The sequence below is a fragment of the Sediminibacterium sp. FW305-C-49 genome, assembly GCF_058231085.1.
The window spans coordinates 430,478-455,205 of record NZ_JBIQXS010000001.1; the positions used below are offsets into that span (position 1 = coordinate 430,478).

Sequence of the window (24,728 nt, forward strand, 5' to 3'; positions counted from 1 at the left end):
AAAAAAACCGGTGCTTTCAGGCTGCGAAACGGGTTCAACACATTATCTTTCAAATAAATGCGAAACAATCAGGCGTTTAGCGTCTTAAACAAAAACTTTTCTGCATTTTTGCAGGAGCATCCATCTGATACTGAATGAAGCAGGTTTTATATCAACAATTGGCAGAAAGAAAGCGTTCCGGCAGAAAGTCCTTCACGGTGCTTATCGACCCCGACAAGGTCGATGGTAGCAAGATTGACCAGTTGGTAACACTGTCCGTTGATGCTAAAGTGGACTATTTCTTTGTGGGTGGCAGTCTGGTTATATCCAGCCACCTGGATGAATGTATCCAGCAGATCAAAGCGGCATGCGATATTCCCGTGATCCTGTTTCCCGGCTCCCCTTCGCAGGTAAGCAAGTATGCCGATGCACTTTTATACCTGTCATTGATCTCTGGTCGTAACCCCGAATTACTCATTGGTCAGCATGTGATCAGTGCCCCTTTCGTAAAAAAGAGTGGTCTGGAGATTATGCCAACCGGTTATATGGTAATTGATGGTGGTGCGCCTACTACTGTTTCCTATATCTCCAATGCCACCCCCATTCCAGCCGATAAAAATGAAATTGCCATGTGTACAGCCATGGCAGGTGAAATGCTGGGTATGAAACTCATTTATATGGATGCGGGTAGTGGCGCCAAACGCCCTATCAATGAAACCATGATTGAAAAAGTGGCCCGTCATATTGAAGCCCCCTTAATCATTGGCGGTGGTATTACCGATCCTGAAAAAGCATATCGTAACTGTAAAGCCGGTGCCGATGTAATTGTGGTAGGCAATGCCATTGAAAAAGATTCTTCACTCATCAAAGAAATGAGTGCGGCCATTCATAGCAGCGCCACTGTTCAGCAAAATGGTTAACCATAGCTAAGCCTCTTATCTCCTTATCTATTTTATACGCATGGATGCTGCATATTTCGAAGACCAGGTCTATGAGTTCGATGCATCAAAGCCTGTACAGTTATCACCTGGCACTTATGAAGGATGCCGTTTTCTTCACTGTAATTTCAGCAACACAGATTTATCTGATTTCCGTTTTCTGGAATGCGAATTTCATCACTGCAATCTTGACCGTGTTGTATTGGTCAACACCTCTTTCAGTGAAGTGAAATTTGTAGACTGTAAAATGATGGGCATTAGTTTTGAGCATTGTCACCCTGTGATGTTCACCCCTCATTTTGAAAACTGCGCACTTCATTTTTCCAATTTTTTTAAACGAAAAATGCCGGGCACCGTTTTTAAAGACTGCAACCTTACTGAAGTTGACTTTACAGAAGCCATTTTGAGTGAAGCTGTTTTCACGGGTTGCGATTTTACCAATGCCCGCTTTGATGATACCACACTCAACAAGGCCGATTTTCGTGGTGCTTTCAATTTTTCCATTGATCCTGAAATCAATCATCTGAAAAAAGCTAGATTTTCGCTCGCTACAGTTCAGGGTTTATTGAATAAATATGGGATAATCATTGAAGGCTAACTGGCCGCAAATTTCATTTATATAACTATCCCTGGGTTAACTGTTTTCAACTGTCTTCAATCAGGGCATTTATTAATACATAAGCAGTTTTCATTGTAAGTACTTTAACTTTTATGCGAAAATGTATGAGAGAATTAAATCAAGCAATGGGTATTACTACTTACAAAAAGTTTTAAGTGAGAATCTTGTAACATTTAAAAAGAAACTTGTAAGTATCCGGTAAATAGTGGGAGGCATCTTGCATGAATACTTATGCAAATAATTTCCTGATGCCCAAAACAGATAAACAAATATACCCTGAGGATTATGCGTCAACTAACAAAAGATCCTTAAACACAACTTATATACCTACTACCGAGTTTTATAGCCAGGTAATTGACAGCTTAGTTGACTATGCCATTTTCACCATGGATACCAGTTTAATGATCAATAGCTGGAACACAGGTGCCACCAGTATTTTTCAGTACGACTCAGGTGAAATAATGGGAAAACCTTTTCACAGTATTTTCTCCGACACTGATATTGCAAACGGAATTCCCGAAAAAGAAATTGAATTAGCCCTCAAAGAGGGAAAAGCAATTGATAACAGGTGGCATATTTGTAAAGACGGAAAAAAAATATTTGCCTACGGATTAGTGTTCCCATTGACCGGATTTGATGGTGAAATATTGGGCTTCGTTAAAATTTTACGGGATATTACCGAAAAGAAAAATGCAGAAGATGCTATTGATGTTTATGTTAAAGAACTGGAAACCCTGAATACCCATAAGGAAAGTGTTATTTCTATCCTCTCTCATGATTTAAGAAGTCCACTCGCTGGTTTCATCAGCTTAATCGATTATACCAAAACAAACCTTGCCGAAATAGATGCAGATGAATTAAAAAGCATTTTAGACACCCTATACTGTGCTGCCATTAAGGAATTGGAACAGCTTGATCATTTGGTAGAATGGGGCAGGATAAGATTTGCTTCAGAAACTTTTTATCCGGTTAGGGTAACCCTCCTTAATGCTATTAACAAGGTAGTTGCTTTACTTGCTGAAAATATGCTGACAAAAAGAATTGAGTTTCGAAATACGATACCTGAAGATTTTATTGTTTTTGCTGATAAAAAAATGCTGCATTCTATCATACAGAATCTTGTTTCCAATGCTATTAAATTTTCACATATCGGTGGTTCTATAACAATTACCGTACTACAGAAAGAAAACACCTCTGTGATCGCAGTAACTGATACGGGTACAGGTATGGATCAGGAAACACTGGAACAGCTTTTTTCTGCAAGTTTAGCATCGGTGTCAGCACGCAGGGCAAATACTAATAGCGCAGGCATTGGCTTACTGCTGTCTAAGCACCTGATAGAAAAACACCGGGGTGAAATATGGGCTGAAAGTAAAGAGCAGAAAGGCGCGAGCTTCTTCTTTAGTTTGCCCGATGAAACCATCACTATTGCAGCAGAAGAAGATAATCGAACAGTACTTATAAAAGAAAGCAATAGCGAGACTGAAATTCAAACAACCCCTTGTTCTAACAAAAAAATCAGCAACAAGTATTCTACAATAAAACCACCCCGCATTTGAAAATACATATAAAATACATGGTTTCGTTCCGATGTAAACTTGTAGTCATCGAACAATTAGACAAGCTAGATCTGAACTATGGCGAAGTATTGCTTGGTGAAGTATCTATTAAAGGAGAAATCAGCGATGAGCAGCGTGAGAAATTGAGACTGGGTCTCCTTAAAAAAGGGCTTGAACTGATGGATGATAAAAAAGCTATGCTGATTGAAAAAGCCAAGACGATTATCATTCAAATGGTGCATTACGATGAAGAGCCTCCAAAAATTAATTATTCGGACTATATCAGTGAAAAACTGGGGTGTAGCTATACCTATATAGCCAATTTGTTTTCGGATGTTACCGGTACTACAATTGTAAATTTCATCATAGCACATAAAATTGAAAGAGTAAAAGAGCTCTTGTTATATGATGAGCTTAATTTAACTGAAATCAGTTACAAGCTTCAATACAGCAGTGTTGCCCATTTATCCAATCAATTCAAAAAAATTACTGGTTTAACACCTACGTATTTTAAACAAATGCGTCAGTTCAGAAAAAGAATCCAGTTAGAAGAAGTTGGTATGGATGAAGACAATACCTCATCATAACTTGTGAGGACTGTGAGTCATTCAACCATACAGTAATTAATGGTTCCCCGCTTTCATCTCGCCTGCGGTTATGGCTACTGGTAAAATATTCTGAGATGGGGGCAAAGGGCAGGTAGCAAAAGCTGTAAAAGCGCAGGGCGGATTGAAGGCTTTATTAAAATCCAGAACAGTCATACCATCATCGCCCGGCATAACTGCATATAAAAAACGGCCTGCAGGATAAGTCGTTTTCCCACTGGTGGCGTCACCAAAAACAATAAAGAGTTTATCGTCTTCTGTAAGCGCATCCAGTGTATACATTTTTCCATGGATGCTGAACTGTAATTTACCCGGTGAAAACTGTATGGTCGTTTGCCCCAGTACATTTTCAATAGGAATACTTGCTGGAAGAATGGGTCGTATGAGTTTTGCCTTTATCCGTAAAGAAGTATCAATGGCAAAACAGGGAATTTCTTTTAACGCTGCGATGGCTGGGTGCTCGAGGTTTCTAAAGCGTATACCAATTTTATCTTCTCGCTTGATCACCGTCCATCGGAAAGATGCAAATGAAATGACTGGTTGTTGCAAGGAGTCCTGCTGAAATACAACAGTCTCTTTCTTAAATACGCCATTCACTTTTATATCAATCGATTTTGTAAGTACCTGTGTAACCGTATTTCCTTTCTTTTCATAATACCCTGTACCGGCAGGAAATGACGGGATGGGGAAACGTATTGCATCTGTGGCGCCACCTCCAAATGTTTGTTTTCCTTCAGTTAACCAGAATAACCCGGCCAGGTTGAGCCAACCGGTTTCAGATTTTAATTCTCTCAACCGTTGTTGTTTCCAGACAGCTATTTCTTCACCATGATTTTCTTGGGCGTTTACACCAGACAGATACAGGCAACAAAAAAAGATGTAGACAAAATTGCGCATACTAGCATTTCACGATGTGGAGGAATATGTGAATGTACTGCATCAAAACAGAAAAAAACAACAGCTATTGTTCAATACACCACAAAAAAGTCCCTGCCTGAGGCAGGGACAGTAATATATTCTGATCGAAAAAACTACCTGAGATCGGATGTATTTACCCTTGTGGGTGTTTCCTTCCCACTTACAATACCTCTTGAACTCAAGGCAATGGCACGGATAATACGTGTCATATTCTCAATATCAATTGTACTGAATTCATCAGATGCTTTGTGATAGTAAGGGTCTACATCAATCTTTGTAGTGGATATGGTATGCGCCGGCACTCCTAAACGGGCCAGTGTTGCGTTATCTGAGCGATAAAACAGTTGCTGCTCCGGATATGGATCGGGGTGAAAAGTAAAATCAGTACCAGTCAGGTTACCCTGCAATATTTTACCCATATCTGTTTTTTCGTAACCAGTGATGAATGCAGAGTTCTTGCCCCATTTACTTTCCGATCCGATCATTTCAATATTAAACATGGCCATCACCTGTTTGGGATCGAACTGGCGTGAGAAATATGTGGCACCAAATCCACCCACTTCTTCTGCTGTGAAAGCGGCAAAAATCAAGGTTCTTTCATTGTTATTGATCTTCTTGAAATATTGCGCCAGTACCATCATGGCAGTAGTTCCGGCTGCATCATCATTGGCTCCGTTAAAAATCGAATCGGTCTGTACATTACCATTCCTGTCTTTACCCATGATACCGAGGTGATCATAGTGACCAGAGAAAATCACATACTCATTCTTTTTGCTCTTACCGGGCAATACACCCACCACATTTGCCAATGGCATTTCCGTAATCTCATGTTTTGCACTTACACTATAAGTGGCCGGATCGGTTGCAGCTAGAATAAACACCACATTCTTATCGGTTTTGAACATGTTCGATTTAAGACGTGTGAGTGTGCTGAAGGTTTTTGAAAAACTGGTATCTACGATTACTACATAGTTCTTATTGGCACCAAGGTATTTTCTTGCTTCTGTACCAAGATTAGCACCAGCAGCTATTTTTACTTTTTCATAACCAGACTGTTCAGTGATATTGATTTCCGGCTGGCAGGTAACAACTACCACATCTCTGCTGTCGAGACTAATACCACCAATACTGGCAGTGAGGCTGATGAACTTAGGGCGGACCATGACAAACTGCTGTAAGAAATTACCGCTGTTATTCCAGGTTTGTAACCCTGTTTTTTTGAATTCATCTGCAATAAAAGCTGCCGCTTTATCTATGCCTTTGGTAAAAGTACGTCTGCCTTCCATCTCATCAGATGAAAGTGTGCGTTCAATACGTTCTACTTCTTTTTGGCTGATCAGCTCTTCAACATTCTGTGCAGAGGCAACACCCACCATCATAAAGACAGTGAGTGATAAAAGATACTTTTTCATATTAGCGTTTGAATTAAGGGGGAACGTGAATGGTCAATGGTGAATGGTCAAAGGTGGAAGATTCTATTCACCATTGACCATTCACCATTCATTATTATTTATTCTTAAAGGCTCATCATTTCCTTGAACTTCACCGTCTGTCTGCGGCTTACTTCTATCTTTTCACCGCCTTTCAGGTCAACGAGCAAACCACCATTGAAATAAGGTTCTATTTTTTCAATCCAGCGGAGGTTGATGATATGTTTTCTGTTGGCGCGGAAAAACATTCTGTCATCCAGTCGTTCTTCCAGGGCGTTCAGCGATTTTAAGATCAATGGTTTATTGGTACCAAAAAACACTTTGGCATAGTTACCCACGCTTTCAAATAAACGGATCTCTCCCAGTTTCACAAACCAGCAACGCTCACCATCTTTTACAAAGACCTGGTCGTGTTCGGTAAGTGGCCCCCTGTTGATGCCGTTGAGTCCGGCAGACTCTTTGAACATTTCTGCCTGTAATTTCTGAATAGCATCAGCCAGACGTTTGGGTTCAATGGGTTTCAACAGGTAATCGAGCGCATTTACTTCAAATGCTTTGATGGCATATTCATCATAGGCTGTGGTAAAAATGACTTTGGGTGCTTTCTCCACTTCTGCCAACAGGTCGAATCCGGTTTTACCCGGCATCTGAATATCAAGGAAGATAAGATCGGGATTCAGGGTCTCTATTTTTTCGATACCATCATCCACATTTGCTGCTTCCTCAATCACTTCTATGTCTGAATGATCCTGCAATAACTTTTTTAACTCATTTCGTGCAAGTCTTTCATCATCAATAATGATTGCTTTGATAGCCATAGCGCTGATTATTATATAGAATTATGAATAAACGTGTTGTACGGGCATTTTTACAGTGGCTTCCACCATATTGTTTCCAATATCCCTGATCTCAAAGTTAGCTTTTCCGCCGAATAATAATTTAAGTCTGTTTCTGGTGCTGTTGATACCAAAGCCATCGTTACTGGTATTATTATCCAGCTTACCCGTATTTCTGATGATCAGCTCATGATGATCATCGCGATAATCTGAAATAACTTTAATCATCCCCCCGTCTTTTTGTTTGCCAATACCATGTTTAATGGCATTCTCTACCAGGGTCTGCAACATCATGGGAGGAACAGGTTGGTCAAGTGTATCCTCATCAATTTCATATTCCACCTGAAGCCTGTCTTCAAAACGTATATGCTCCAATGCCAGATAATCTTTTACAATATTCAATTCTTTTTCAAAAGGTACTGTTTCCAGTTTTTCAGCCTGCATACTGCTACGGAGTATATTACTCAGTTCAGTAATGGCGGTACGCGCACGGTTAGGATTTTCATCCACCAGGGCCCGGATGCTGTTTAAGGCATTGAATATAAAATGCGGATTGATATGCGATTTGATGGTTTTCAGCTCCAGTTCCTTTACCAGGCTTTCCAGCCTCACTTTCTGGATCTCACTCTTGGTACCCAGTTCCACATAATGCCAAATGTAATAAATTGACACCCAAACCAATATCATGGGCGAATCGAAAATTACATTGGAAAGGAATCTTTTTTCCACTGATACCTTACGGGCCGGGTCATATAAACCAGACCATTCTACAATGGCACTATTCGTCAAACTATATAAAACAATAATACTTAAAACAGTGATTGTCATTAACCACCATTTCTGTACCTGTATAGGTGGCCGCAGTTCCATCTTCACAATCAACTCTCGTAGCAAATGGGTAAAAACCAATCCGGAAAGGATGGTAATCGCTAATCGGGGGTAAAAAATATAATTGGTTCGGTTCTCAAAAATAAAGGCAAAGAAGACCATGGTCAGGCCATAGAACAACCATCCCCCTAACTGACACCACCAGTATAATGTAGATTTACTCGTCCTCATGTATCAACAAATATAGAGGGAAAGCATTCCGAACGAACCCTGATTTTTGATTAATGGCAAAAACCGCAGTTGTTTGGTGGAAATTAATGTTCCGGGTCGACGAACCTTCTCAGCTGTAGACTGTTTCTTAACTTATCACTGGATATTGCTAAACACGAAAAACGTACTTTTACATTTCAAAGACAGCCCGCATGGAGATTAAACCCGGCCAGTTACTAAGCCATATCAACCATCCCGACGATCTGAAAAAGCTCTCCAGAGAGCAATTACACCAGGTTTGTGATGAATTGAGACAATATATTATTGACGTAGTAAGCGTTCATGGCGGCCATTTTGGTGCCAGCCTGGGTGTCGTAGAATTGAGTGTAGCCCTTCATTATGTGTACAATACACCTTACGATCAATTAGTATGGGATGTTGGCCACCAGGCTTATGGACATAAAATCCTTACAGGCAGAAGAGACCAGTTTATTACCAATCGCAAATACAAGGGTCTGAGCGGTTTTCCGAAAAGATCGGAAAGTGAATATGATACTTTTGGGGTTGGTCACTCCTCTACCTCCATTTCAGCCGCATTGGGTATGGCCATGGCCGCCAAATACAAGGGAGAAAACCGAAAATCGGTAGCTGTTATCGGAGATGGTTCCATGACAGCCGGTATGGCTTTTGAAGCCATGAACCATGCAGGGGTGGCAGACAGCGATATGCTGATCATCCTGAATGATAATTGTATGAGCATTGACCCAAATGTGGGTGCGCTGAAAGAATACCTTACTGATATCAGCACATCTCCTACTTATAATAAAGTAAGAGACGAGGTTTGGAACCTCTTAGGCAAACTGCCTGTTGGTAAAAACCTCAGCCGCGATCTTGCCTCCAAACTCGAAGCCAGTGTAAAAGGTGTAGTGAGCAAGAGCAGCAATTTATTCGAAGCATTGAAGATCCGGTATTTTGGTCCGATCGACGGTCATAACATTACCAAACTGGTTGATACATTAAAGGACCTGAAAGAAATTCCCGGACCGAAATTACTCCACATCATTACGACCAAAGGAAAAGGTTATGCCCTGGCTGAAAAGGACCAGACCAAATGGCATGCACCCGGACTTTTTGATAAAGTAACTGGTGAAATTTATAAGAAAAAGATTGATGTGCCTCAACCACCCAAATACCAGGATGTATTTGGTCATACCATGATAGAGCTGGCGGAGCTGAATGATAAAGTGATGGGTGTTACACCTGCCATGCCCAGTGGTTCTTCCTTAAAATTTATGATGGAAAAAATGCCGCATCGCGCATTTGATGTGGGCATTTGTGAACAACATGCTGTTACCCTCAGTGCCGGTTTGGCCACACAGGGTATGCGTGTGTTCTGTAATATTTATTCTTCTTTTATGCAACGTGCCTACGATCAGGTAGTGCACGATGTGGCCATTCAGAAATTACCGGTGGTGCTTTGTTTAGACAGGGCCGGACTGGTAGGTGAAGACGGACCCACACACCATGGCTGTTACGATATTCCATACATGCGTTGTATTCCTAACCTGATTGTGAGTGCGCCGATGAATGAACAGGAATTGCGTAACCTCATGTACACAGCTCAACTGGAAACAACGGCTTATCCTTTCGTGATCCGTTATCCACGTGGCGAAGGTGTAATGCCCGAATGGAGAACCGCATTTGAAGCAATACAGATAGGAAAGGGCAGAAAAATAAAAGACGGAAGAGATGTGGCGATATTGAGTTTTGGTCACCCCGGCAATTTTGCCACTACAGCCATCCGTGAACTAAGAACGGAAGGCATTGACCCCGCTCATTATGATCTTCGTTTTGTAAAACCCATTGATGAAGATTTATTGCACGAAGCTTTCAGCAAATACAATAAGATTGTTACCGTAGAAGATGGAACGGTAGTAGGTGGTTTTGGTTCTGCAGTGCTGGAGTTCATGAATAAATACGGTTATAAAGCAGATGTAACTATACTTGGTATTCCTGACAGATTGGTAGAACATGGCACACCCAAAGAATTGCACAGAGAGTGTAACTATGATGCACAGGGTATTGCCGATGCTGTTCGTGTATTGTTAAAAGAAACGGTGAGTACAACTGTACTCTTAGGATAATGTTTTCTTCTTTCATCTGCGAATCTGCGGCTTACATTTTTTAGCCACAGATTCGCAGATTTTTTTATGGAAAAAAAGCAATACTCCATCTCTCTTTAAAATTCATGCATGAAGAAGTTAGTCGTGTTGTTTGCCTTTATCCATTTACTATATATCGGGTATACACAAAGCAGGTTCTCGCAGTTACAATCACAGATCAAAACATTTAGCCAAAAGAAAAACCTGGATACACGCTATTGTTTCCTGCTCGATCTGCAGATACACAATGGTAAAAAAAGATTTTTCGTGTATGATATGCAGAAAGACAGTATCCTGCAGGCCGGCCTCGTAACACATGGAGATTGCAGGGAACAGTATTTATCAGATGTTCGTTACTCCAACCAAAAAGGTTCTCAATGCAGTTCTACAGGGCGATATAAAGTGGGTGTTCAGTACAAAGGAATTTTCGGAAAATCGTATCGGCTGCATGGGTTAGACAGTAGCAACAGTAATGCATTCAACCGTGCGGTGGTGATGCACTCACATGAATGTATTCCGGAGAAAGAAATTTATCCCGACCAGATCTGTAACAGCCAGGGATGTCCAACAGTAGCACCTGCTTTTTTAAAAACCATCAGCAGTTATATCGACCAAAGTAAAAACCCTATTCTTCTGTGGGTACTGGATCGTCGGTAAATGTGTTGGTGAAGTCTTCGTCGGTTAACCCTTCTTCTTTCAGTTCTTCCTCACGTTTATCGTTCCATTCTACAATGAAATTATTCTTTCCCTCTGCCACCATCAGCTTCATGAATTTCTGCTGGGTAAGTTCAAGGATAGATAAGAAAAGAAAGATGGCGTGTATACGATCGTTACATACTTCAAATACTTTTTCAAAAGCCACCGTTTTTTCTTTGGCCACAAAGTCGAGCATATAATCACGACTGCCTTCCATGCTGTAGTTATAGCGAACCACGGTGTGAACGGGTTTGTTCTGGCGGTCGTGCACACGCTGCATCACTTTTTCAAAAGCCTTCATCAGCTTGAACATGGTGATGTTCTGTATTTCAGTACCTTCTGAAGCGTCTTCTCCAATATCAATCAGTTCTTTTTGCAGGTTACCACGCTTCACCATGAGCATACGCATGGCTTCCATTTCGGCCATCTGCACAGCCGCTTCTTTGAAACGTTTGTACTCGAGGATTTTATCAATCAGTTCCTGGCGTGGATCAATTTCATTACCCTGCGCATCAATTTCTTTACGTGGCAATAATAACCTTGCCTTGATACGCATGAGCGTAGATACAAAAAGAATAAACTCACTGCTGAGTTCAATATTCAGCTTCTCCCCCTGATGAATAAAATCAAGAAAATCTTTGATGATTTTAGTGATGGGAATATTATAGATATCCAGTTCATCCCGCTCAATAAAGAACAACAACAGGTCGAACGGACCCTCAAACTGGTCTAATTTAATCTGGTAACTCGCTGTATTCACTGGTTCATGCTTTAGCTGCAAAGAAAACCCCTTCGGGGCTTATTTGTACCCGAAGGGGCCATTATTTATCCACTTTGGAGATTGAAGTCGGAAAGTCCGCGGCATATTCTTCCGGACTTTCTGACTTTCCGTCTATCGGACTTCCTCCTATACTTTCTTCAACGAATCCCTGATTTCCGCCAGTAATTTCTCACTTTCCGATGGTCCGGCAGGGGCTGCGGGTGTTTCGGGAGCTTTCATTTTATTAATTCCCTTGATCACCAGAAAAACCACAAAAGCAACTATGATGAAATCGAGTACATTGGTGATAAAACTGCCATATTTAATTGATACTTCTGCTGCCGCCTTGGTGATGACTGCCCCGCTGGCATCTTTTACTTCCGCTACAGCTTCTTTCAATACAAGTACCTTATCGTTAAAATCAACGCCACCGGTAAGCATTCCTACCAGAGGCATTACTACGCCATCCACAAAAGAGGTCACGATTTTTCCAAATGAAGCACCCATTACAAAAGCCACTGCAATGTCTACCAGGTTGCCACGCATGGCAAACTCTTTGAACTCTTTGAGCATTCCCATAATGATATTGGTTTGGTGAGCAATGAAAATACTCAAATTAAACTGAAAAAGAAAACAGTTATTTCTTTAGTCCCGGATATTGCATATTCAACCCCTTTAACAGGCTGTGTAATGCCGTTGCCATCACGTACTCCTTATACCAGTTTTGGTCTGAGGGCGTAATGATCCAGGGTACTTTATTGCACTGGTTAAAACAATCTTCATACATCCGCATATATTCTTTCCAGAGTTTTGATTCCTCAAAATCCTTCTCATTGTACTTCCATTGTTTTTGCGGATCATGAATGCGTTCTGTAAGCCTCTGTTTTTGCTCTTCCAGTGAAATATGCAGGTAGAATTTGAGGATATGTGTATGATTGTGTTTGGTTAGCAACCATTCAAAATCGTTAATCGCACGCATTCTTTCTTTTGCCTGCTGGTCGGTGCACCATTTATGTACACGTGTTACCAGTATATCTTCATAATGCGAACGATTGAATACCTGTATCATGCCTTTTGCGGGAGCATGCTGGTGAATACGCCAGAGAAAATCGTGCGACAGTTCCAGTGCTGTAGGTGCTTTAAAAGAAGTGACCGCTACCCCCTGTGGGTTCATGTTACCAAAAACATTCCTGATGGCCCCATCTTTTCCACTGGCATCCATACCCTGAATCACTATTAATACTGAATGTTTCCCTTCTGCGAATAAAAGGTTTTGCAGTTCATCGAGTTCAGCCACCAGTTTTGCTGTCTTTGCTTTTGTTTTTTCTTTATTGAGGTTCCTGGGGGCGCGGGTACTGATTTTATTGAGTTGTATCATTTGAAAGTCTGTTGGTCTCTTAAAGTTAGTTTTATTAGCCAGAGATGCACAGATTAATCTGCTTAAATCTGTGCATCTGTGGCTAATAACTCATTCCAAAACCTCACCTTTACAAAAACTACACTGTGAGAGATAAAATCATTAACTGGGGCATATTCATCGTTTTATCCATCATCTGGGGCAGTTCATTCATACTTATGAAAGAAGGCATGCGGGTACTCACACCTTACCAGGTAGCATCTATCCGTATTCTCAGCGCCGGTCTTATTCTCACTCCTTTTGCACTTAAGGCATTAAAACAGGTACCACAGAACAGATGGTTGCTGGTGATCTTATCAGGATTACTGGGTAATTTCTTTCCGGCTTATTTATTCTGTATTGCAGAAACTGAGATTGACAGTTCACTGGCAGGTATTCTCAATGCTCTTACTCCTATGTTTACCATACTGGTGGGAATTTCATTCTTCCAGTTAAAAGCCAACAGCACCAAAATAATGGGTGTGATTATTGGTTTTATCGGATTGTGTTTGCTGATGTTATCCGGCAAAGAAGTAAGCTTTAATAACCTGTCTTATGCAGGTTTAGTATTGCTGGCTACTTTATGTTATGGTATCAATGTAAATATGGTGGGACGATATATGAAAGAAGTAGGTTCACTCAATATCGCTTCGCTGGCATTTGTATTTCTCATCATACCCTCATCCATCATTCTCTATATTACCGGATACCTGCAACTTGAATTAACCAATGCACCCGTCTTAAAAGCAACAGGTGCATCTTTTATACTGGGTGTACTGGGTACGGCTTTTGCCTCTATCATTTTTTATATGCTGGTAAAAAGAGCCGGAACACTATTTGCTTCCATGGTTACCTATGGAATTCCTTTTGTAGCTGTTTTCTGGGGATTACTCGACGGCGAAAAAATAACACTCCTTCAAGTCGGCTGCCTCGGTGTTATACTTTGTGGGGTGTACCTGGTGAATAAAAAATAATGGAGGATGTCGGATGTCAGATGTAGGATGTCAGATGTAGGATTTTTTAGGAGGTACTACATTAAAAGAGGTTGCAGATAAATCTGCAACCTCTTTTACTATCAAATCAGACATCCGACATCTGACATCCGCGATCTACACCGCCATCATCTCTTTTTCTTTAGCCGCCAGGTGTTTATCGACCAGAGAAATATATTTATCGGTTATATCCTGAATGGTTTTTTCTGCGTCTTTGGCAGCGTCTTCACTCAGACCGTCTTTCTGTAATTTTTTAACTTGTTCAATGGCATCACGACGAATGTTACGGATGGCCACTTTTGAATGTTCACCCTCACCTGCTGCTTTTTTAACCAGTTCTCTTCTTCTTTCTTCCGTAAGTGGTGGCAGGAACAAACGCAACTGAACACCATCGTTCTGTGGCGTAATACCAATATTGGCCGCCATAATGGCCCGCTCAATCGCCGCCAGCATATTTTTCTCCCAGGGCTGGATACTAATGGTTCGCACATCCAGCACACTGATATTGGCTACCTGGTTAATAGGGGTAGGAGAACCATAATAATCCACCGCAATACCATCCAGCATTGTTGGATTGGCTTTACCGGCCCTGATTTTGGTGAGCTCGGTTTCAAGGTGATTAATGGCTTTGCCCATACTGTCTTCTGTATCGGCTATTATTAAATCCAGCTCTTCTGACATATTGCAATTTTAAGTGGGGCAAAACTAATGAATTGGGGGGAAATAGTGAATGGTGAATGGTGAATGGTCAATTGAGCTTGTCAGGTTTGTGAAGGCTGGATAAACAAAAAAGGTCATTGCCTATAACCCATTAGCTATGTCCCATTCTCCACAAACTCACTTCCAGCATTCCCCATTCACCATTCACCATTCACTATTTCCCTTTATCTTCGCAGCACTTTTAAAACCGTAATATGGCAAGCATTCAGGAACTGCAATCAGCGGCCTCACAGGTTAGGCGCGACATCGTAAGAATGGTACATGGCGTACAGAGTGGTCACCCCGGTGGCTCATTGGGCTGTACCGATTTTTTAACTGCCCTGTTTTTTCATACCATGAAACATGACCGCCAGTTTAAAATGGATGGTGTTGGCGAAGACCTGTTTTTCCTGTCGAACGGACATATTTCACCTGTTTACTATTCTGTACTCGCCCGTTCCGGTTATTTTGATGCTAAAGAACTAGTCAGTTTCCGTAAACTGAATACACGTTTACAGGGTCACCCCACCACACATGAACATTTACCCGGTATTCGTATTGCGAGTGGTTCATTGGGTCAGGGTATGAGTGTTGCCATTGGTGCCGCATTAACTAAAAAATTCAATAACGACCCTCACCTGGTTTTCTCTTTACATGGTGATGGCGAATTACAGGAAGGACAAATATGGGAAGCCGTGATGTTTGCTGCTCACCATAAAGTAGATAACCTCATTGCCACCATCGACTGGAATGGTCAGCAGATTGATGGCCCAACCAGTAAAGTAATGGCACTCGATAGCCTGCATGATAAATTCAGGGCCTTTAACTGGACCGTACTGGATATGAATGGCAATGATATGGATGATGTAGTGGCTGTATTGGACAAAGCCAAATCAATGACCGGTCAGGGTAAACCCATCTGTATCATGATGAAAACGGCCATGGGTAAGGGCGTTGATTTTATGGAAGGCAGCCATGAATGGCATGGTATTGCTCCCAGCGATGAACAGTTAGCCAAAGCATTAGCGCAGTTGCCGGAGACTTTGGGAGACTATTAAGAGAAGTAAAAAGTCAAAAGTTAAAATTCAAAAGATAGTATAAACGAAAAGAAGCCGCTTAGAGACTAAGCGGCTTCTTTTTGTATATACACTTTGTTTTATCCGAAGGACTCTATTTGAAAATTTTGACTTTTGACTTTTGGCTTTTGAATTTTTATTTCAACGCCAACTCCTGCCTGCTGGCTTTTCTGGAAGGAATCCAGGCTGCAATAAAACCGATGGCTGTAACGGTTACCAGTACCAGTAAATAATCTGCAGGCAGCAGTTTTACCGGATAGGCTTTTACAATAAATGTATCACCAGCCAGTTTAATGGGTTCAAACCTGATCTGTATCCAACAGATGATGGTAGCCAGAATCATCCCAAGTACAGCACCAACACCTGCCAGTAATAAACCTTCTGAAAGGAAAATAGCTTGTATTCTTTTTTGTGATGCACCCATGGCTTGCAGCACAGCAATATCTTTTTGCTTTTCCAGTACCAGCATGGTCAATGCACCAATCATATTAAAAGCGGCTACCACAAGTATCAAAGAGAGAATGGCGTAGATGACCCATTTCTCCAATTGCATGACCGCATACAGACTTTTATTCTGTTCATATCGTGTTTGAACAATATAGTTGGTTCCCAGTATGTCCTGTAGTGATTGTTTGACGGCATTCTCATCCTCTTTCACTTTTATTTCTACTGCACTGTATTCATCTGCTTCCATATTCAGCATATACCGGAAGAAAGCCAGATTGGTGAATGCGTATTTATTATCAAATTCCTGTTGTACCTGAAAAGTACCCGATGCAGTGATATTGTTTACGCTCAATCCATCCAGTGAATTGAATTTCGCTTTTCTGTTTGGCGTGTATAAGGTGAGCGGATAAAGAGATCGTTCCACATCGGCACCAATGGCATTTTCAATACCATATCCCAATACGATTTGTGGTGTTTCAGCATTACCTAGTGAGAATTTACCACGTTTGATATGTGCCGTAATTTTATTGGTAGACGCATACTGTTCGTCCACACCTTTTACCAGTACAATGGTTTGATAAGGGCCATTTACGAGTAATGCTTTTTCTTCCGCCACCAGGCTTACAATACTTACGCCGTTAACGGATTTTATTTTTTGCAACTGATCAGCATCCAGCTTCAATACTTTTCCGGTTGCTGGTGCAATGCGGATATCAGTATAAAAATCGGTGTACAATCCTTTCACCAATTCTTCAAACCCATTGAATACGCTGAGTATAATAATAAGTGCAGCACAACCCACCGTAATAGCCGTAACGCTGATCCATGCGATGATGTTAATCGCATTGGTAGATTTTTTGGACCGGAAATAGCGCCAGGCAAATAGGAAATTCAAAGTGGTGGGTTTGGTAATGGTGAATGGTCAATGGTGAATGGTCAATGGTCAATGGTGAATATGTAGATGATTCACGATTGACCATTCACCATTCTCGCCTATTCCTCCTCTGTTTTCTTCTCCTCATTAATCTTCTTGAAAATTTCTTCCATCTTAAACACATAATCCAATGTATCATCCAGGTAGAAATGCAATACGGGTATACGGCGGAGCTGGTGTTTCATTTTATCGGCCAGTTCTTTCTTGATTTCCCAGGCACGGTTTTCGATGGTTTTCATTACCGCCTTCTGGTCTTTTACCTGGAAAATACTCAGGTATATTCTCGCTTCCAGCAAATCGGGGGTTACTTTAACGGATGAAATAGATACCATTCCACCATCAATCATGGCCAGGTTCAGTCGCCTGAAAATATCATTCATTTCTTCCTGTATGGCCCCTGCCACTTGTCGTTGACGTTTACCCTCTTCCATGTTGATCGCTTTAATTGGTGGTAAAATTACTTACTTTGCTGTGTTTTACCGATTTTATCCTGATTATGAAGCGTTTTTCGAGAATACTCTTTTACCTGCGTACCCAGAAGCGAAACATTGTATTATACCTGTTTTTCAACCTGTTTTCCATTCTTTTCTCACTGGTATCACTGGCCATGCTGGCACCTTTTCTGCAATTATTATTCGGAAAAGAGAAATTGGTGAATATTAAGCCAACATTCGAGTTTACCGCTAATGGCATGTTAAATTATCTCAAGTATTTTATCAGCCAGTTAATTGCCAAACATGGAGAAGTGTATGCATTAGGGGCAATTTGCGGTATCATCATCCTATCCATCTTCTTTAAAAATCTTTTTACCTATCTATCCTTCCGGGTGCTGGCACCTATGCGTAATTATGTGATGACCAAATTACGTTCCGACCTCTACAGTAAAATTCTTGAACTGCCTATTGGCTATTTTACTGAACAGCGCAAAGGCGATATCATCAGCAGAATGAGTAATGATGCCAATGAAGTTGAATGGAGCGTTATGAGCACTTTAGAAGGATTGATACGTGATCCTTTAAATATTCTGATCATTCTTATATTCCTTGTATTGATCAGTCCGGCACTTTCACTGTTCCTGCTGGTACTATTACCACTTACAGGTTTCATCATTGGCCGCCTGAGTCGTTCATTAAAAAAGCAATCCACTGCATCACAAGAACGACTGGGAACACTCATGTCTATTCTAGATGAAACATTGGGCGGATTAAGAGTTATCAAGGCTTTTAATGCAGAAAAAATATTGCAAAGCAAATTCATCAACAACAATAATGCACTCAACCATATCCGTAACCGGATGAATTTCAGGAAAGACCTGGCTTCTCCTATGTCGGAATTTATGGGAGTGTTGGTTTTGTCCTGTATCCTGTGGTTTGGTGGAAAGCTGGTGTTGGATGGTGAGCTTGGACTTGAAGCAGAAAGTTTTATTACGTATATCGTATTCTTCACACAAATCATTAATCCGGCCAAATCGCTCTCAGGTTCATTCTACAGTGCACAGAGAGGCAGTGCAGCCATCCAGCGAATTGAGGAAGTCTTGAGAGCCCCTGTAACCGTTACAGACAACCCCGATGCCAGAACATTGGAACGTTTTGAGCATTCCATTGAATTTAAAAATGTTTCTTTCTCCTATGATGATGTTACCATTCTCAAAAACATCAACCTGAAAATCGAAAAAGGAAAAACCATTGCACTTGTTGGTTCATCTGGTGCAGGTAAAAGTACACTGGCCGATCTCATTCCCCGTTTTCATGATGTAAGTAATGGCGAGTTACTGATTGACGGAGTGAATGTAAAAGAGTACACATTACATTCTATCAGGAACCAGATGGGTATTGTTACACAGGAACCCATTTTATTCAATGACAGCATTGCCAATAATATTGCACTCGGTATCGACAACGTAAACTACAGTGCTATTGAACAGGCTGCGCGTGTGGCCAATGCCTATGATTTTATTCAGCGAAAAGAAGAAGGTTTTGATACAAATATTGGTGACCGTGGTAGCAAACTGAGTGGTGGTGAACGCCAGCGGGTAACCATTGCACGTGCCGTTCTCAAAAATCCACCGATATTGATTTTGGATGAAGCTACTTCCTCTCTCGATACCGAAAGTGAAAGACTGGTTCAGGATGCCATCAATAATATGATGCAGCAGCGAACATCCATCGTCATAGCCCACCGTCTATCCACCATCCGAAACGCCGATGAAATCATCGTTCTCCAAAAAGGCGAAATCGCAGAAAGAGGAACACACGATGAACTGCTGATGAGGGGAGGTATTTATAAAAGGTTGGTAGAGATGCAGGAAGTGAAGTAGCCCCCCCGGCCCCCTGAAGGGGGAGTTTGGAGGATTAAAATATACACAATAAGAGCCGCTTAGTTTTTCTAAGCGGCTCTTATTATTATACATTCATTGCTCCCCCTTCAGGGGGTCGGGGGGGACTATTCTGCACTCGGCTTCACCAATCCCAGCTTTGCTTCCAGGCTCAGTGTTGCGTGTGGTACGGCGCGTAAACGGGCTTTATCGATCAGTTTACCGGTAACACGGCAGATACCGTAGGTTTTGTTTTCGATACGCATGAGTGCTTTTTCCAGGTGATCAATATAAGTGATCTGCCTGCTGGCCATCTGGCTCAGTTGCTCTCTTTCCATGCTCATACTGCCATCTTCCATGGTCATGTAACGTGCATCGTCGTTATCGCCACCCATTTCATCCTTACGGGTAATAAGTCCCTGTAAATAGGTCAGTTCTTTTTTGGCAGCTTCTAATTTTTTATTGATCAGATCACGGAATTCATTCAGATCCGCATCGCTGTATTTCACTAAAGTCTCGTTGTTTCTCACAGTTTCTACTCTTTTTTCTAATGGTGTATATCCAGGCTGATAAGACACACTGCTTTTGGTATTGATTTTTGGAACCTTAACTTCTTTCAGTGGCTCTGGGGCCTTTCTTACGGGTTTAACAGGTGGTGTGGGCGGACCTTTTGGCTCCGGTTTTTTCATCGGAGGTAAAGGAACCGATACAGGTTTTGCTGCTGGTGCCGGTTTTGAAGGCGGAATCGGTGCTTTGGTACCGGGTTTAACCGGTGCTGTAACAACGATTTTCTTGGGTGCCACAACTGGTTTAGCTGCCGGTTTGGGCGCTGGCTTGGCAGCTTTTACCGGTGCTTTCACTGGGGCTTTCGGAGCTGGCTTAGGGGCAGGCTTGGCTGCTTTCTTGGCAGGTGCCGCTTTTTTAGGCGGAGCTGCTTTTTTAGGAGCAGGTTTGGGTGCTGGTTTAGCCGCCTTTTTAGGCGCAGGTTTAGCCGCAGCCTTCTTAGGTGCTGGTTTTGAAGCTGTTTTCTTGGCTGGTGCCGCCTTCGGAGCCGGTTTTTTTGCTGCCTTAGGGGCTGGTTTTTTAGTAGCCATACGCTTTTATCCTTTTTTGTTTACTACCACTTTCAACAGAATGTCATTAACCTCAATTTCAGTGCCATCGGTTATCTCGGGCACCCATTGTATGACATCTGCCAAAATTTCGCGGCAAATATAATCGTTATACTTAACAATAGACGGCTTAAGACTTTCAGCCTCAAGCACGGTCACGAATATACGGTCTGTGAGTTCAAAACCGCTTTCTTTCCGAATATTTTGTATCCGGTTCACGAATTCACGGGCATCTCCCTCCTGTTTCAGCTCATCGGTAAGGGTAATATCAAGGGCAACCGTAAGACTGCCTTTGCTTGCTACACTCCATCCCGGTATGTCTTCCGCAGCAATTTCAACCTCAGAAAGCAGGATACTGACCATTTCGCCATCCAGGTTCAGGTTGATCTGACCCTCTTTTTCAATCGTTGCAATCTCATGCTGACCAAAAGCGGTAATCAATGCGCCCGCAGCTTTCATTTTTGCACCCAGTTTGGTACCCAGTGCCTTGAAATTGGGTTTGATTTTTTTCTTGATGATCCCTTCCGTATCGGTGATGTATTCCATCTCCTTAACATTCACTTCTGCTTTAATCAAGTCTTCAATCAGCTCCAGTTGTTGTTTCATGGATGGATTGAGAACAGGTATCAGCACTTTCTGTAATGGCTGACGCACTTTGATATTTACTTTCTTGCGTAGTGATAACACGAGCGAACAAACATCCTGTGCCAGTTGCATTCTTTCTTCCAATGCCGAATCAACAACCGATTCATTGGCTACAGGAAAATCTGCATGATGCACAGAATCCACCGTAAATCTGCCGGTAACCGCATTCAGGTTACGGAAAACAGCATCGCTAAAGAAAGGCGAAACAGGTGCCATGAGTCTCACAATGGTTTCCAGGCATTCATATAAAGTCTGGTAAGCACTGATCTTATCCAGCTCATATTCTCCTTTCCAGAAACGGCGGCGACATAAACGCACATACCAGTTGCTCAAATGCTCATCTACAAATTCTTCGATGGCACGGCCTGCCAGTGTGGGTTCATAATCGTCCATGGCGGCTGTTACTTTTTTCACCAATGTGTTGAGTGAAGAAAGAATCCAGCGATCTATTTCAGGTCTGTCGGCCAATGCTATTGGTGCTTCTTTAAAAGCAAATCCATCTACATTGGCATACAGCACAAAGAACTGGTAGGTATTATAGAGTGTCCCAAAGAATTTACGTTGTACTTCCTGGATACCTGCAATATCAAATTTCAAATTATCCCAGGGCGAAGCATTGGTGATCAGGTACCAGCGCGTGGCATCTGCACCATATTTTTCAATGGTTTCAAATGGATTCACCACATTACCCAGGCGCTTACTCATTTTGTTACCATTCTTATCTAACACTAATCCATTACTCACTACGGTTTTATAAGCCACGTTATCGAACAACATCACGGCAATCGCATGTAATGTGTAAAACCAACCTCGGGTCTGGTCAACACCTTCTGCAATAAAATCGGCGGGGAAGGATTCACCTTTATCAACCAGTTCCTTATTTTCAAACGGATAATGCCATTGTGCATAAGGCATGGCACCACTGTCAAACCATACATCAATCAAATCGGGAACACGGTGCATGGGTTTACCAGATGCACTCACCAGCACGATTTCATCTACATAAGGTTTGTGCAGATCGAGAATGCCTTCGTGTAAATAATTTTTATTGACATCACCACCCAGTACTTCACTGGCTTTGCGGATACCCTCATTCAACGCTTCAATAGATCCTATACAAACTTCTTCACTTCCATCATCTGTGCGCCATACAGGTAAAGGCGTGCCCCAATAACGGCTGCGGCTCAAATTCCAGTCCACCATGTTTTCCAGCCAGTTACCAAAACGTCCTTCACCGGTACTTTTGGGTTTCCAGTTGATGGTTTTATTCAATTCTACCATCCTGTCTTTCACAGCGGTGGTTTTAATGAACCAGGCATCCAACGGGTAATACAGAACGGGTTTATCTGTTCTCCAGCAATGCGGATAACTGTGCTCATATTTCTCCACTTTGAAAGCACGGTTTTCCTTTTTCAGTTTTACGCAGATGTCAACATTTACATCTACATAATCTTTATCGTCTTTATAATTCTTTACATAGCGGCCACTGAACTCACCTAATCCATCCACAAATTTTCCTTCACGATCAACCATGGTGAGTATACCGATATTGTATTTCTGTCCAACCTTATAGTCATCTGCACCAAAAGCGGGGGCAGTGTGTACGATACCGGTACCATCTTCTGTCGTAACAAAATCGCCACACAATACACGGAAAGGCTTAGCACCCGGGGTGATTTCTTGAACTACTTTTAGCGAATTGGCTTCATAAGGAAGCAACTGCTCATAAGTAGCATCTTCTATTGCTGCACCTTTGAATGTTGTGATAATTTTCCAGGGTAATAATTTCACTTCTGCATTGTATCCCGCAAAATCACCATTCTCACCTTCCGGCTTGAAATACTTACCCAGTAAGGCTTTTGCCAAAACCACATTTACGGGAAGATGTGTATATGGGTTGAATGTATGTACCAGTGCATACTCAATATTCGGTCCAACCGTCAAACCTAAATTCGAAGGAAGTGTCCATGGAGTAGTTGTCCAGGCCATGAAAAATACTTCATCAGAACCAGCGGCCTCAAAAAGAAACTGCGTCTTACTGTCGCTGATGGCTTTGAACATCGCCACTGCACTTGTATCCTTCACATCTTTATACGTTCCTGGCTGGTTCAGTTCATGTGAACTCAATCCCGTTCCTGCAGCAGGTGAATAGGGCTGAATAGAAACGCTTTCATAGAGATAACCTTTCTTGTACAACTCACTCAAAATCCACCAGAGCGATTCAATGTATTTATTGTCGAATGTGATATAGGGATCATTCAGATCAACCCAATAACCCATTTTGGTAGTGATATCGTCCCAGATGTCTTTATAACGCATTACTGCTTCGCGACATTTCTGGTTATAGTCTTCCACTGAAATTTTCTTACCGATGTCTTCTTTTGTAATACCCAGTTCTTTCTCCACACCCAATTCAACCGGTAAACCGTGGGTATCCCATCCGCCTTTACGTTTTACCTGAAAGCCCTGCATGGTTTTATAACGACAAACCATATCCTTCAGCGTACGGGAAATAACGTGGTGAATACCTGGCATACCATTGGCGCTGGGTGGACCTTCATAAAACACAAATGGTGTTTTACCCGCACGCAATGAAACACTTTGTTCAAATGCCTGTCCATCCTTCCATTTGGCCAGTATTTCTTTTTCTATGGCCGGGAGGTTCAATCCTGAAAATTCCGTGTATTTAGCGCTCATAGTCTTCTGATCGTCTTGCTTTACCTGAAATGCCCTCTCAGGCAGGTTTTAAAGGCTGCGAAGGTAAGAAATATAGGGGAGGAAAAGTGAAAAGCCAAAAGTCGAAAATCAAAAGCCAGAAGTCAACACCAAATGGATTATTGCTGATTTATACTGTTGAAAATCAAATAATTATACATTAAGCTATGAAGCAGTACTCTATTTTCACTTTTGCCTTTTGTTTTTTGCATGATTAATCACCCCTTTCTTACCCGCCTATAAATGCGGATAGCACTCATTAACAGCAGTACAAAAAGTAAAAGTCCGGCCAGCCCCCATACAAAACTGAGGCTTTGTTTTACTACGACCAGCATTACGATGGCTACCAGGAAAATGGTGGCTACTTCATTCCATATCCTTAGCTGGTTGGAACTATACTTGTAAACCCCGGCTATTTGCTGTTTAAAAATGCGGTGGAGTGAAAAATGATAGAGGTATAAAAAGAGTACAAAAATCAATTTCACCAATAACCAGGTGCCAGCAGCATCGAATAAAGTTTTATGCCAGCCTCCCTGAAATAAAACAGATAACCCTAAAATCAACGTAAGTATGGCAGATGGCCAGGTAATACCATACCACAATCTTTTCATCATCACCGCAAACTGTTCGAGCAGAATTTTCTTTTCTGTTTCGTTCTTCTCCCCTGCTTCAGTAGCATAAATAAACAACCTGGGCATATAAAACATCCCCGCAAACCAGGTTACGATGAAGATGATGTGGAGAGCTTTGAGGTAATTATACAAGAGGAGAATTTGAAAATTTGAAAATGTGCTAATTTGAAAATAAAGTAGCGGTGTGCATCCTTATTTTCACTGCTTTTATTTTTTGTTATATAAA

22 protein-coding genes are annotated in these 24,728 nt (G+C 41.7%); 9 read left to right on the forward strand and 13 right to left on the reverse strand.

The window, feature by feature from the left end; all coding sequences use genetic code 11:
* Positions 1 to 134: 134 nt before the first annotated feature.
* The 4 genes from ACH3Z1_RS01820 to ACH3Z1_RS01835 all read left to right on the forward strand — a co-directional run bounded on the left by ACH3Z1_RS01820 (position 135) and on the right by ACH3Z1_RS01835 (position 3,682).
* Positions 135 to 899 (forward strand): phosphoglycerol geranylgeranyltransferase, encoded by a 765-nt coding sequence (locus tag ACH3Z1_RS01820; protein ID WP_490820128.1) that lies wholly within the window; start codon positions 135 to 137, stop codon positions 897 to 899.
* Positions 900 to 939: 40 nt separating this feature from the next.
* On the forward strand, positions 940 to 1,515 hold the full coding sequence (locus tag ACH3Z1_RS01825) for a pentapeptide repeat-containing protein (protein WP_490820129.1): 576 nt from the start codon (positions 940 to 942) through the stop codon (positions 1,513 to 1,515).
* A gap of 269 nt (positions 1,516 to 1,784) precedes the next feature.
* Positions 1,785 to 3,095 (forward strand): PAS domain-containing sensor histidine kinase, encoded by a 1,311-nt coding sequence (locus ACH3Z1_RS01830; protein ID WP_490820130.1) that lies wholly within the window; start codon positions 1,785 to 1,787, stop codon positions 3,093 to 3,095.
* A complete protein-coding gene (locus ACH3Z1_RS01835; RefSeq protein WP_490820131.1) occupies positions 3,092 to 3,682 on the forward strand; it encodes a helix-turn-helix domain-containing protein in 591 nt (196 codons plus the stop codon). The genes ACH3Z1_RS01830 and ACH3Z1_RS01835 overlap by 4 nt, the downstream gene beginning before the upstream one ends.
* Before the next feature lie 36 nt (positions 3,683 to 3,718).
* On the opposite strand, the gene ACH3Z1_RS01840 is transcribed toward ACH3Z1_RS01835, so the two are convergent.
* The 4 genes from ACH3Z1_RS01840 to ACH3Z1_RS01855 all read right to left on the reverse strand — a co-directional run bounded on the left by ACH3Z1_RS01840 (position 3,719) and on the right by ACH3Z1_RS01855 (position 7,943).
* Positions 3,719 to 4,495 (reverse strand): DUF1684 domain-containing protein, encoded by a 777-nt coding sequence (locus ACH3Z1_RS01840; protein WP_490820132.1) that lies wholly within the window; start codon positions 4,493 to 4,495, stop codon positions 3,719 to 3,721.
* A gap of 236 nt (positions 4,496 to 4,731) precedes the next feature.
* On the reverse strand, positions 4,732 to 6,030 hold the full coding sequence (locus ACH3Z1_RS01845) for a M28 family metallopeptidase (protein WP_490820133.1): 1,299 nt from the start codon (positions 6,028 to 6,030) through the stop codon (positions 4,732 to 4,734).
* A 104-nt stretch (positions 6,031 to 6,134) separates the two neighbouring features.
* On the reverse strand, positions 6,135 to 6,866 hold the full coding sequence (locus tag ACH3Z1_RS01850; protein ID WP_133473358.1) for a LytR/AlgR family response regulator transcription factor: 732 nt from the start codon (positions 6,864 to 6,866) through the stop codon (positions 6,135 to 6,137).
* A gap of 21 nt (positions 6,867 to 6,887) precedes the next feature.
* Entirely contained in the window at positions 6,888 to 7,943 is a 1,056-nt protein-coding gene (locus ACH3Z1_RS01855) for a sensor histidine kinase (RefSeq protein WP_490820134.1), read from the reverse strand.
* Between the two features lie 191 nt (positions 7,944 to 8,134).
* Here ACH3Z1_RS01855 and dxs point away from each other — a divergent pair, with 191 nt between their 5' ends.
* Together dxs and ACH3Z1_RS01865 are read left to right on the forward strand one after the other, a co-directional pair.
* A complete protein-coding gene (gene dxs / locus ACH3Z1_RS01860) occupies positions 8,135 to 10,066 on the forward strand; it encodes a 1-deoxy-D-xylulose-5-phosphate synthase (protein WP_490820135.1) in 1,932 nt (643 codons plus the stop codon).
* A gap of 108 nt (positions 10,067 to 10,174) precedes the next feature.
* Positions 10,175 to 10,741, forward strand: a complete 567-nt coding sequence (locus tag ACH3Z1_RS01865; RefSeq protein WP_490820136.1) for a murein L,D-transpeptidase catalytic domain-containing protein — start codon at positions 10,175 to 10,177, stop codon at positions 10,739 to 10,741.
* Here the strand turns inward: ACH3Z1_RS01865 and ACH3Z1_RS01870 are convergent.
* The 3 genes from ACH3Z1_RS01870 to ACH3Z1_RS01880 form a co-directional block, all read right to left on the reverse strand.
* Complete coding sequence (locus tag ACH3Z1_RS01870) at positions 10,710 to 11,540, reverse strand: segregation and condensation protein A (RefSeq protein WP_490820137.1); 831 nt, start codon at positions 11,538 to 11,540, stop codon at positions 10,710 to 10,712. The two genes, ACH3Z1_RS01865 and ACH3Z1_RS01870, sit on opposite strands and share 32 nt — an antisense overlap.
* Positions 11,541 to 11,687: 147 nt before the next feature.
* Positions 11,688 to 12,119, reverse strand: coding sequence for a large-conductance mechanosensitive channel protein MscL (gene mscL / locus ACH3Z1_RS01875; RefSeq protein ID WP_490820138.1), 432 nt, complete (start codon positions 12,117 to 12,119; stop codon positions 11,688 to 11,690).
* Between the two features lie 58 nt (positions 12,120 to 12,177).
* A complete protein-coding gene (locus ACH3Z1_RS01880; protein ID WP_490820139.1) occupies positions 12,178 to 12,918 on the reverse strand; it encodes a PPK2 family polyphosphate kinase in 741 nt (246 codons plus the stop codon).
* A gap of 125 nt (positions 12,919 to 13,043) precedes the next feature.
* Between ACH3Z1_RS01880 and ACH3Z1_RS01885 the strand changes: the two genes are divergently transcribed.
* On the forward strand, positions 13,044 to 13,910 hold the full coding sequence (locus ACH3Z1_RS01885; protein ID WP_490820140.1) for a DMT family transporter: 867 nt from the start codon (positions 13,044 to 13,046) through the stop codon (positions 13,908 to 13,910).
* Positions 13,911 to 14,045: 135 nt separating this feature from the next.
* Here ACH3Z1_RS01885 and frr read toward each other — a convergent pair whose 3' ends face one another.
* Positions 14,046 to 14,609, reverse strand: coding sequence for a ribosome recycling factor (frr, locus tag ACH3Z1_RS01890; protein ID WP_490820141.1), 564 nt, complete (start codon positions 14,607 to 14,609; stop codon positions 14,046 to 14,048).
* A gap of 233 nt (positions 14,610 to 14,842) precedes the next feature.
* On the opposite strand from frr, the gene ACH3Z1_RS01895 reads away from it, so the two are divergent.
* Positions 14,843 to 15,685: a transketolase gene (locus tag ACH3Z1_RS01895; RefSeq protein WP_490820142.1), complete on the forward strand. Its 843-nt coding sequence runs from the start codon at positions 14,843 to 14,845 to the stop codon at positions 15,683 to 15,685.
* A 154-nt stretch (positions 15,686 to 15,839) separates the two neighbouring features.
* On the opposite strand, the gene ACH3Z1_RS01900 is transcribed toward ACH3Z1_RS01895, so the two are convergent.
* Positions 15,840 to 17,045, reverse strand: coding sequence for an FtsX-like permease family protein (locus tag ACH3Z1_RS01900; protein ID WP_490820143.1), 1,206 nt, complete (start codon positions 17,043 to 17,045; stop codon positions 15,840 to 15,842).
* A gap of 98 nt (positions 17,046 to 17,143) precedes the next feature.
* Positions 17,144 to 17,515 (reverse strand): 30S ribosome-binding factor RbfA, encoded by a 372-nt coding sequence (gene rbfA, locus ACH3Z1_RS01905; protein WP_490820144.1) that lies wholly within the window; start codon positions 17,513 to 17,515, stop codon positions 17,144 to 17,146.
* Positions 17,516 to 17,580: 65 nt separating this feature from the next.
* Here rbfA and ACH3Z1_RS01910 point away from each other — a divergent pair, with 65 nt between their 5' ends.
* Entirely contained in the window at positions 17,581 to 19,401 is a 1,821-nt protein-coding gene (locus ACH3Z1_RS01910) for an ABC transporter ATP-binding protein (protein WP_490820145.1), read from the forward strand.
* Positions 19,402 to 19,526: 125 nt separating this feature from the next.
* Here the strand turns inward: ACH3Z1_RS01910 and ACH3Z1_RS01915 are convergent, their stop codons facing one another.
* From ACH3Z1_RS01915 to ACH3Z1_RS01925, 3 genes are all read right to left on the reverse strand, one after another.
* Positions 19,527 to 20,492, reverse strand: coding sequence for a TraR/DksA family transcriptional regulator (locus tag ACH3Z1_RS01915; protein WP_490820146.1), 966 nt, complete (start codon positions 20,490 to 20,492; stop codon positions 19,527 to 19,529).
* 6 nt (positions 20,493 to 20,498) lie between these two features.
* Positions 20,499 to 23,852 (reverse strand): isoleucine--tRNA ligase, encoded by a 3,354-nt coding sequence (ileS, locus tag ACH3Z1_RS01920; RefSeq protein ID WP_490820147.1) that lies wholly within the window; start codon positions 23,850 to 23,852, stop codon positions 20,499 to 20,501.
* A 236-nt stretch (positions 23,853 to 24,088) separates the two neighbouring features.
* Complete coding sequence (locus tag ACH3Z1_RS01925) at positions 24,089 to 24,634, reverse strand: CopD family protein (RefSeq protein ID WP_490820148.1); 546 nt, start codon at positions 24,632 to 24,634, stop codon at positions 24,089 to 24,091.
* Positions 24,635 to 24,728 lie beyond the last annotated feature (94 nt).

Bases quoted from the DNA above. Each gene is read 5' to 3' on its own strand.
- ACH3Z1_RS01830 (WP_490820130.1), top strand. From the start codon at position 1,785: ATGCCCAAAACAGATAAACAAATATACCCTGAGGATTATGCGTCAACT.
- ACH3Z1_RS01910 (WP_490820145.1), top strand. From the start codon at position 17,581: ATGAAGCGTTTTTCGAGAATACTCTTTTACCTGCGTACCCAGAAGCGA.
- mscL (WP_490820138.1), bottom strand. From the start codon at position 12,119: ATGGGAATGCTCAAAGAGTTCAAAGAGTTTGCCATGCGTGGCAACCTG.
- dxs (WP_490820135.1), top strand. From the start codon at position 8,135: ATGGAGATTAAACCCGGCCAGTTACTAAGCCATATCAACCATCCCGAC.
- ACH3Z1_RS01820 (WP_490820128.1), top strand. From the start codon at position 135: ATGAAGCAGGTTTTATATCAACAATTGGCAGAAAGAAAGCGTTCCGGC.
- ACH3Z1_RS01895 (WP_490820142.1), top strand. From the start codon at position 14,843: ATGGCAAGCATTCAGGAACTGCAATCAGCGGCCTCACAGGTTAGGCGC.
- ACH3Z1_RS01825 (WP_490820129.1), top strand. From the start codon at position 940: ATGGATGCTGCATATTTCGAAGACCAGGTCTATGAGTTCGATGCATCA.
- ACH3Z1_RS01880 (WP_490820139.1), bottom strand. From the start codon at position 12,918: ATGATACAACTCAATAAAATCAGTACCCGCGCCCCCAGGAACCTCAAT.
- ACH3Z1_RS01915 (WP_490820146.1), bottom strand. From the start codon at position 20,492: ATGGCTACTAAAAAACCAGCCCCTAAGGCAGCAAAAAAACCGGCTCCG.
- frr (WP_490820141.1), bottom strand. From the start codon at position 14,609: ATGTCAGAAGAGCTGGATTTAATAATAGCCGATACAGAAGACAGTATG.
- ACH3Z1_RS01865 (WP_490820136.1), top strand. From the start codon at position 10,175: ATGAAGAAGTTAGTCGTGTTGTTTGCCTTTATCCATTTACTATATATC.
- ileS (WP_490820147.1), bottom strand. From the start codon at position 23,852: ATGAGCGCTAAATACACGGAATTTTCAGGATTGAACCTCCCGGCCATA.
- ACH3Z1_RS01855 (WP_490820134.1), bottom strand. From the start codon at position 7,943: ATGAGGACGAGTAAATCTACATTATACTGGTGGTGTCAGTTAGGGGGA.
- ACH3Z1_RS01845 (WP_490820133.1), bottom strand. From the start codon at position 6,030: ATGAAAAAGTATCTTTTATCACTCACTGTCTTTATGATGGTGGGTGTT.
- ACH3Z1_RS01850 (WP_133473358.1), bottom strand. From the start codon at position 6,866: ATGGCTATCAAAGCAATCATTATTGATGATGAAAGACTTGCACGAAAT.
- rbfA (WP_490820144.1), bottom strand. From the start codon at position 17,515: ATGGAAGAGGGTAAACGTCAACGACAAGTGGCAGGGGCCATACAGGAA.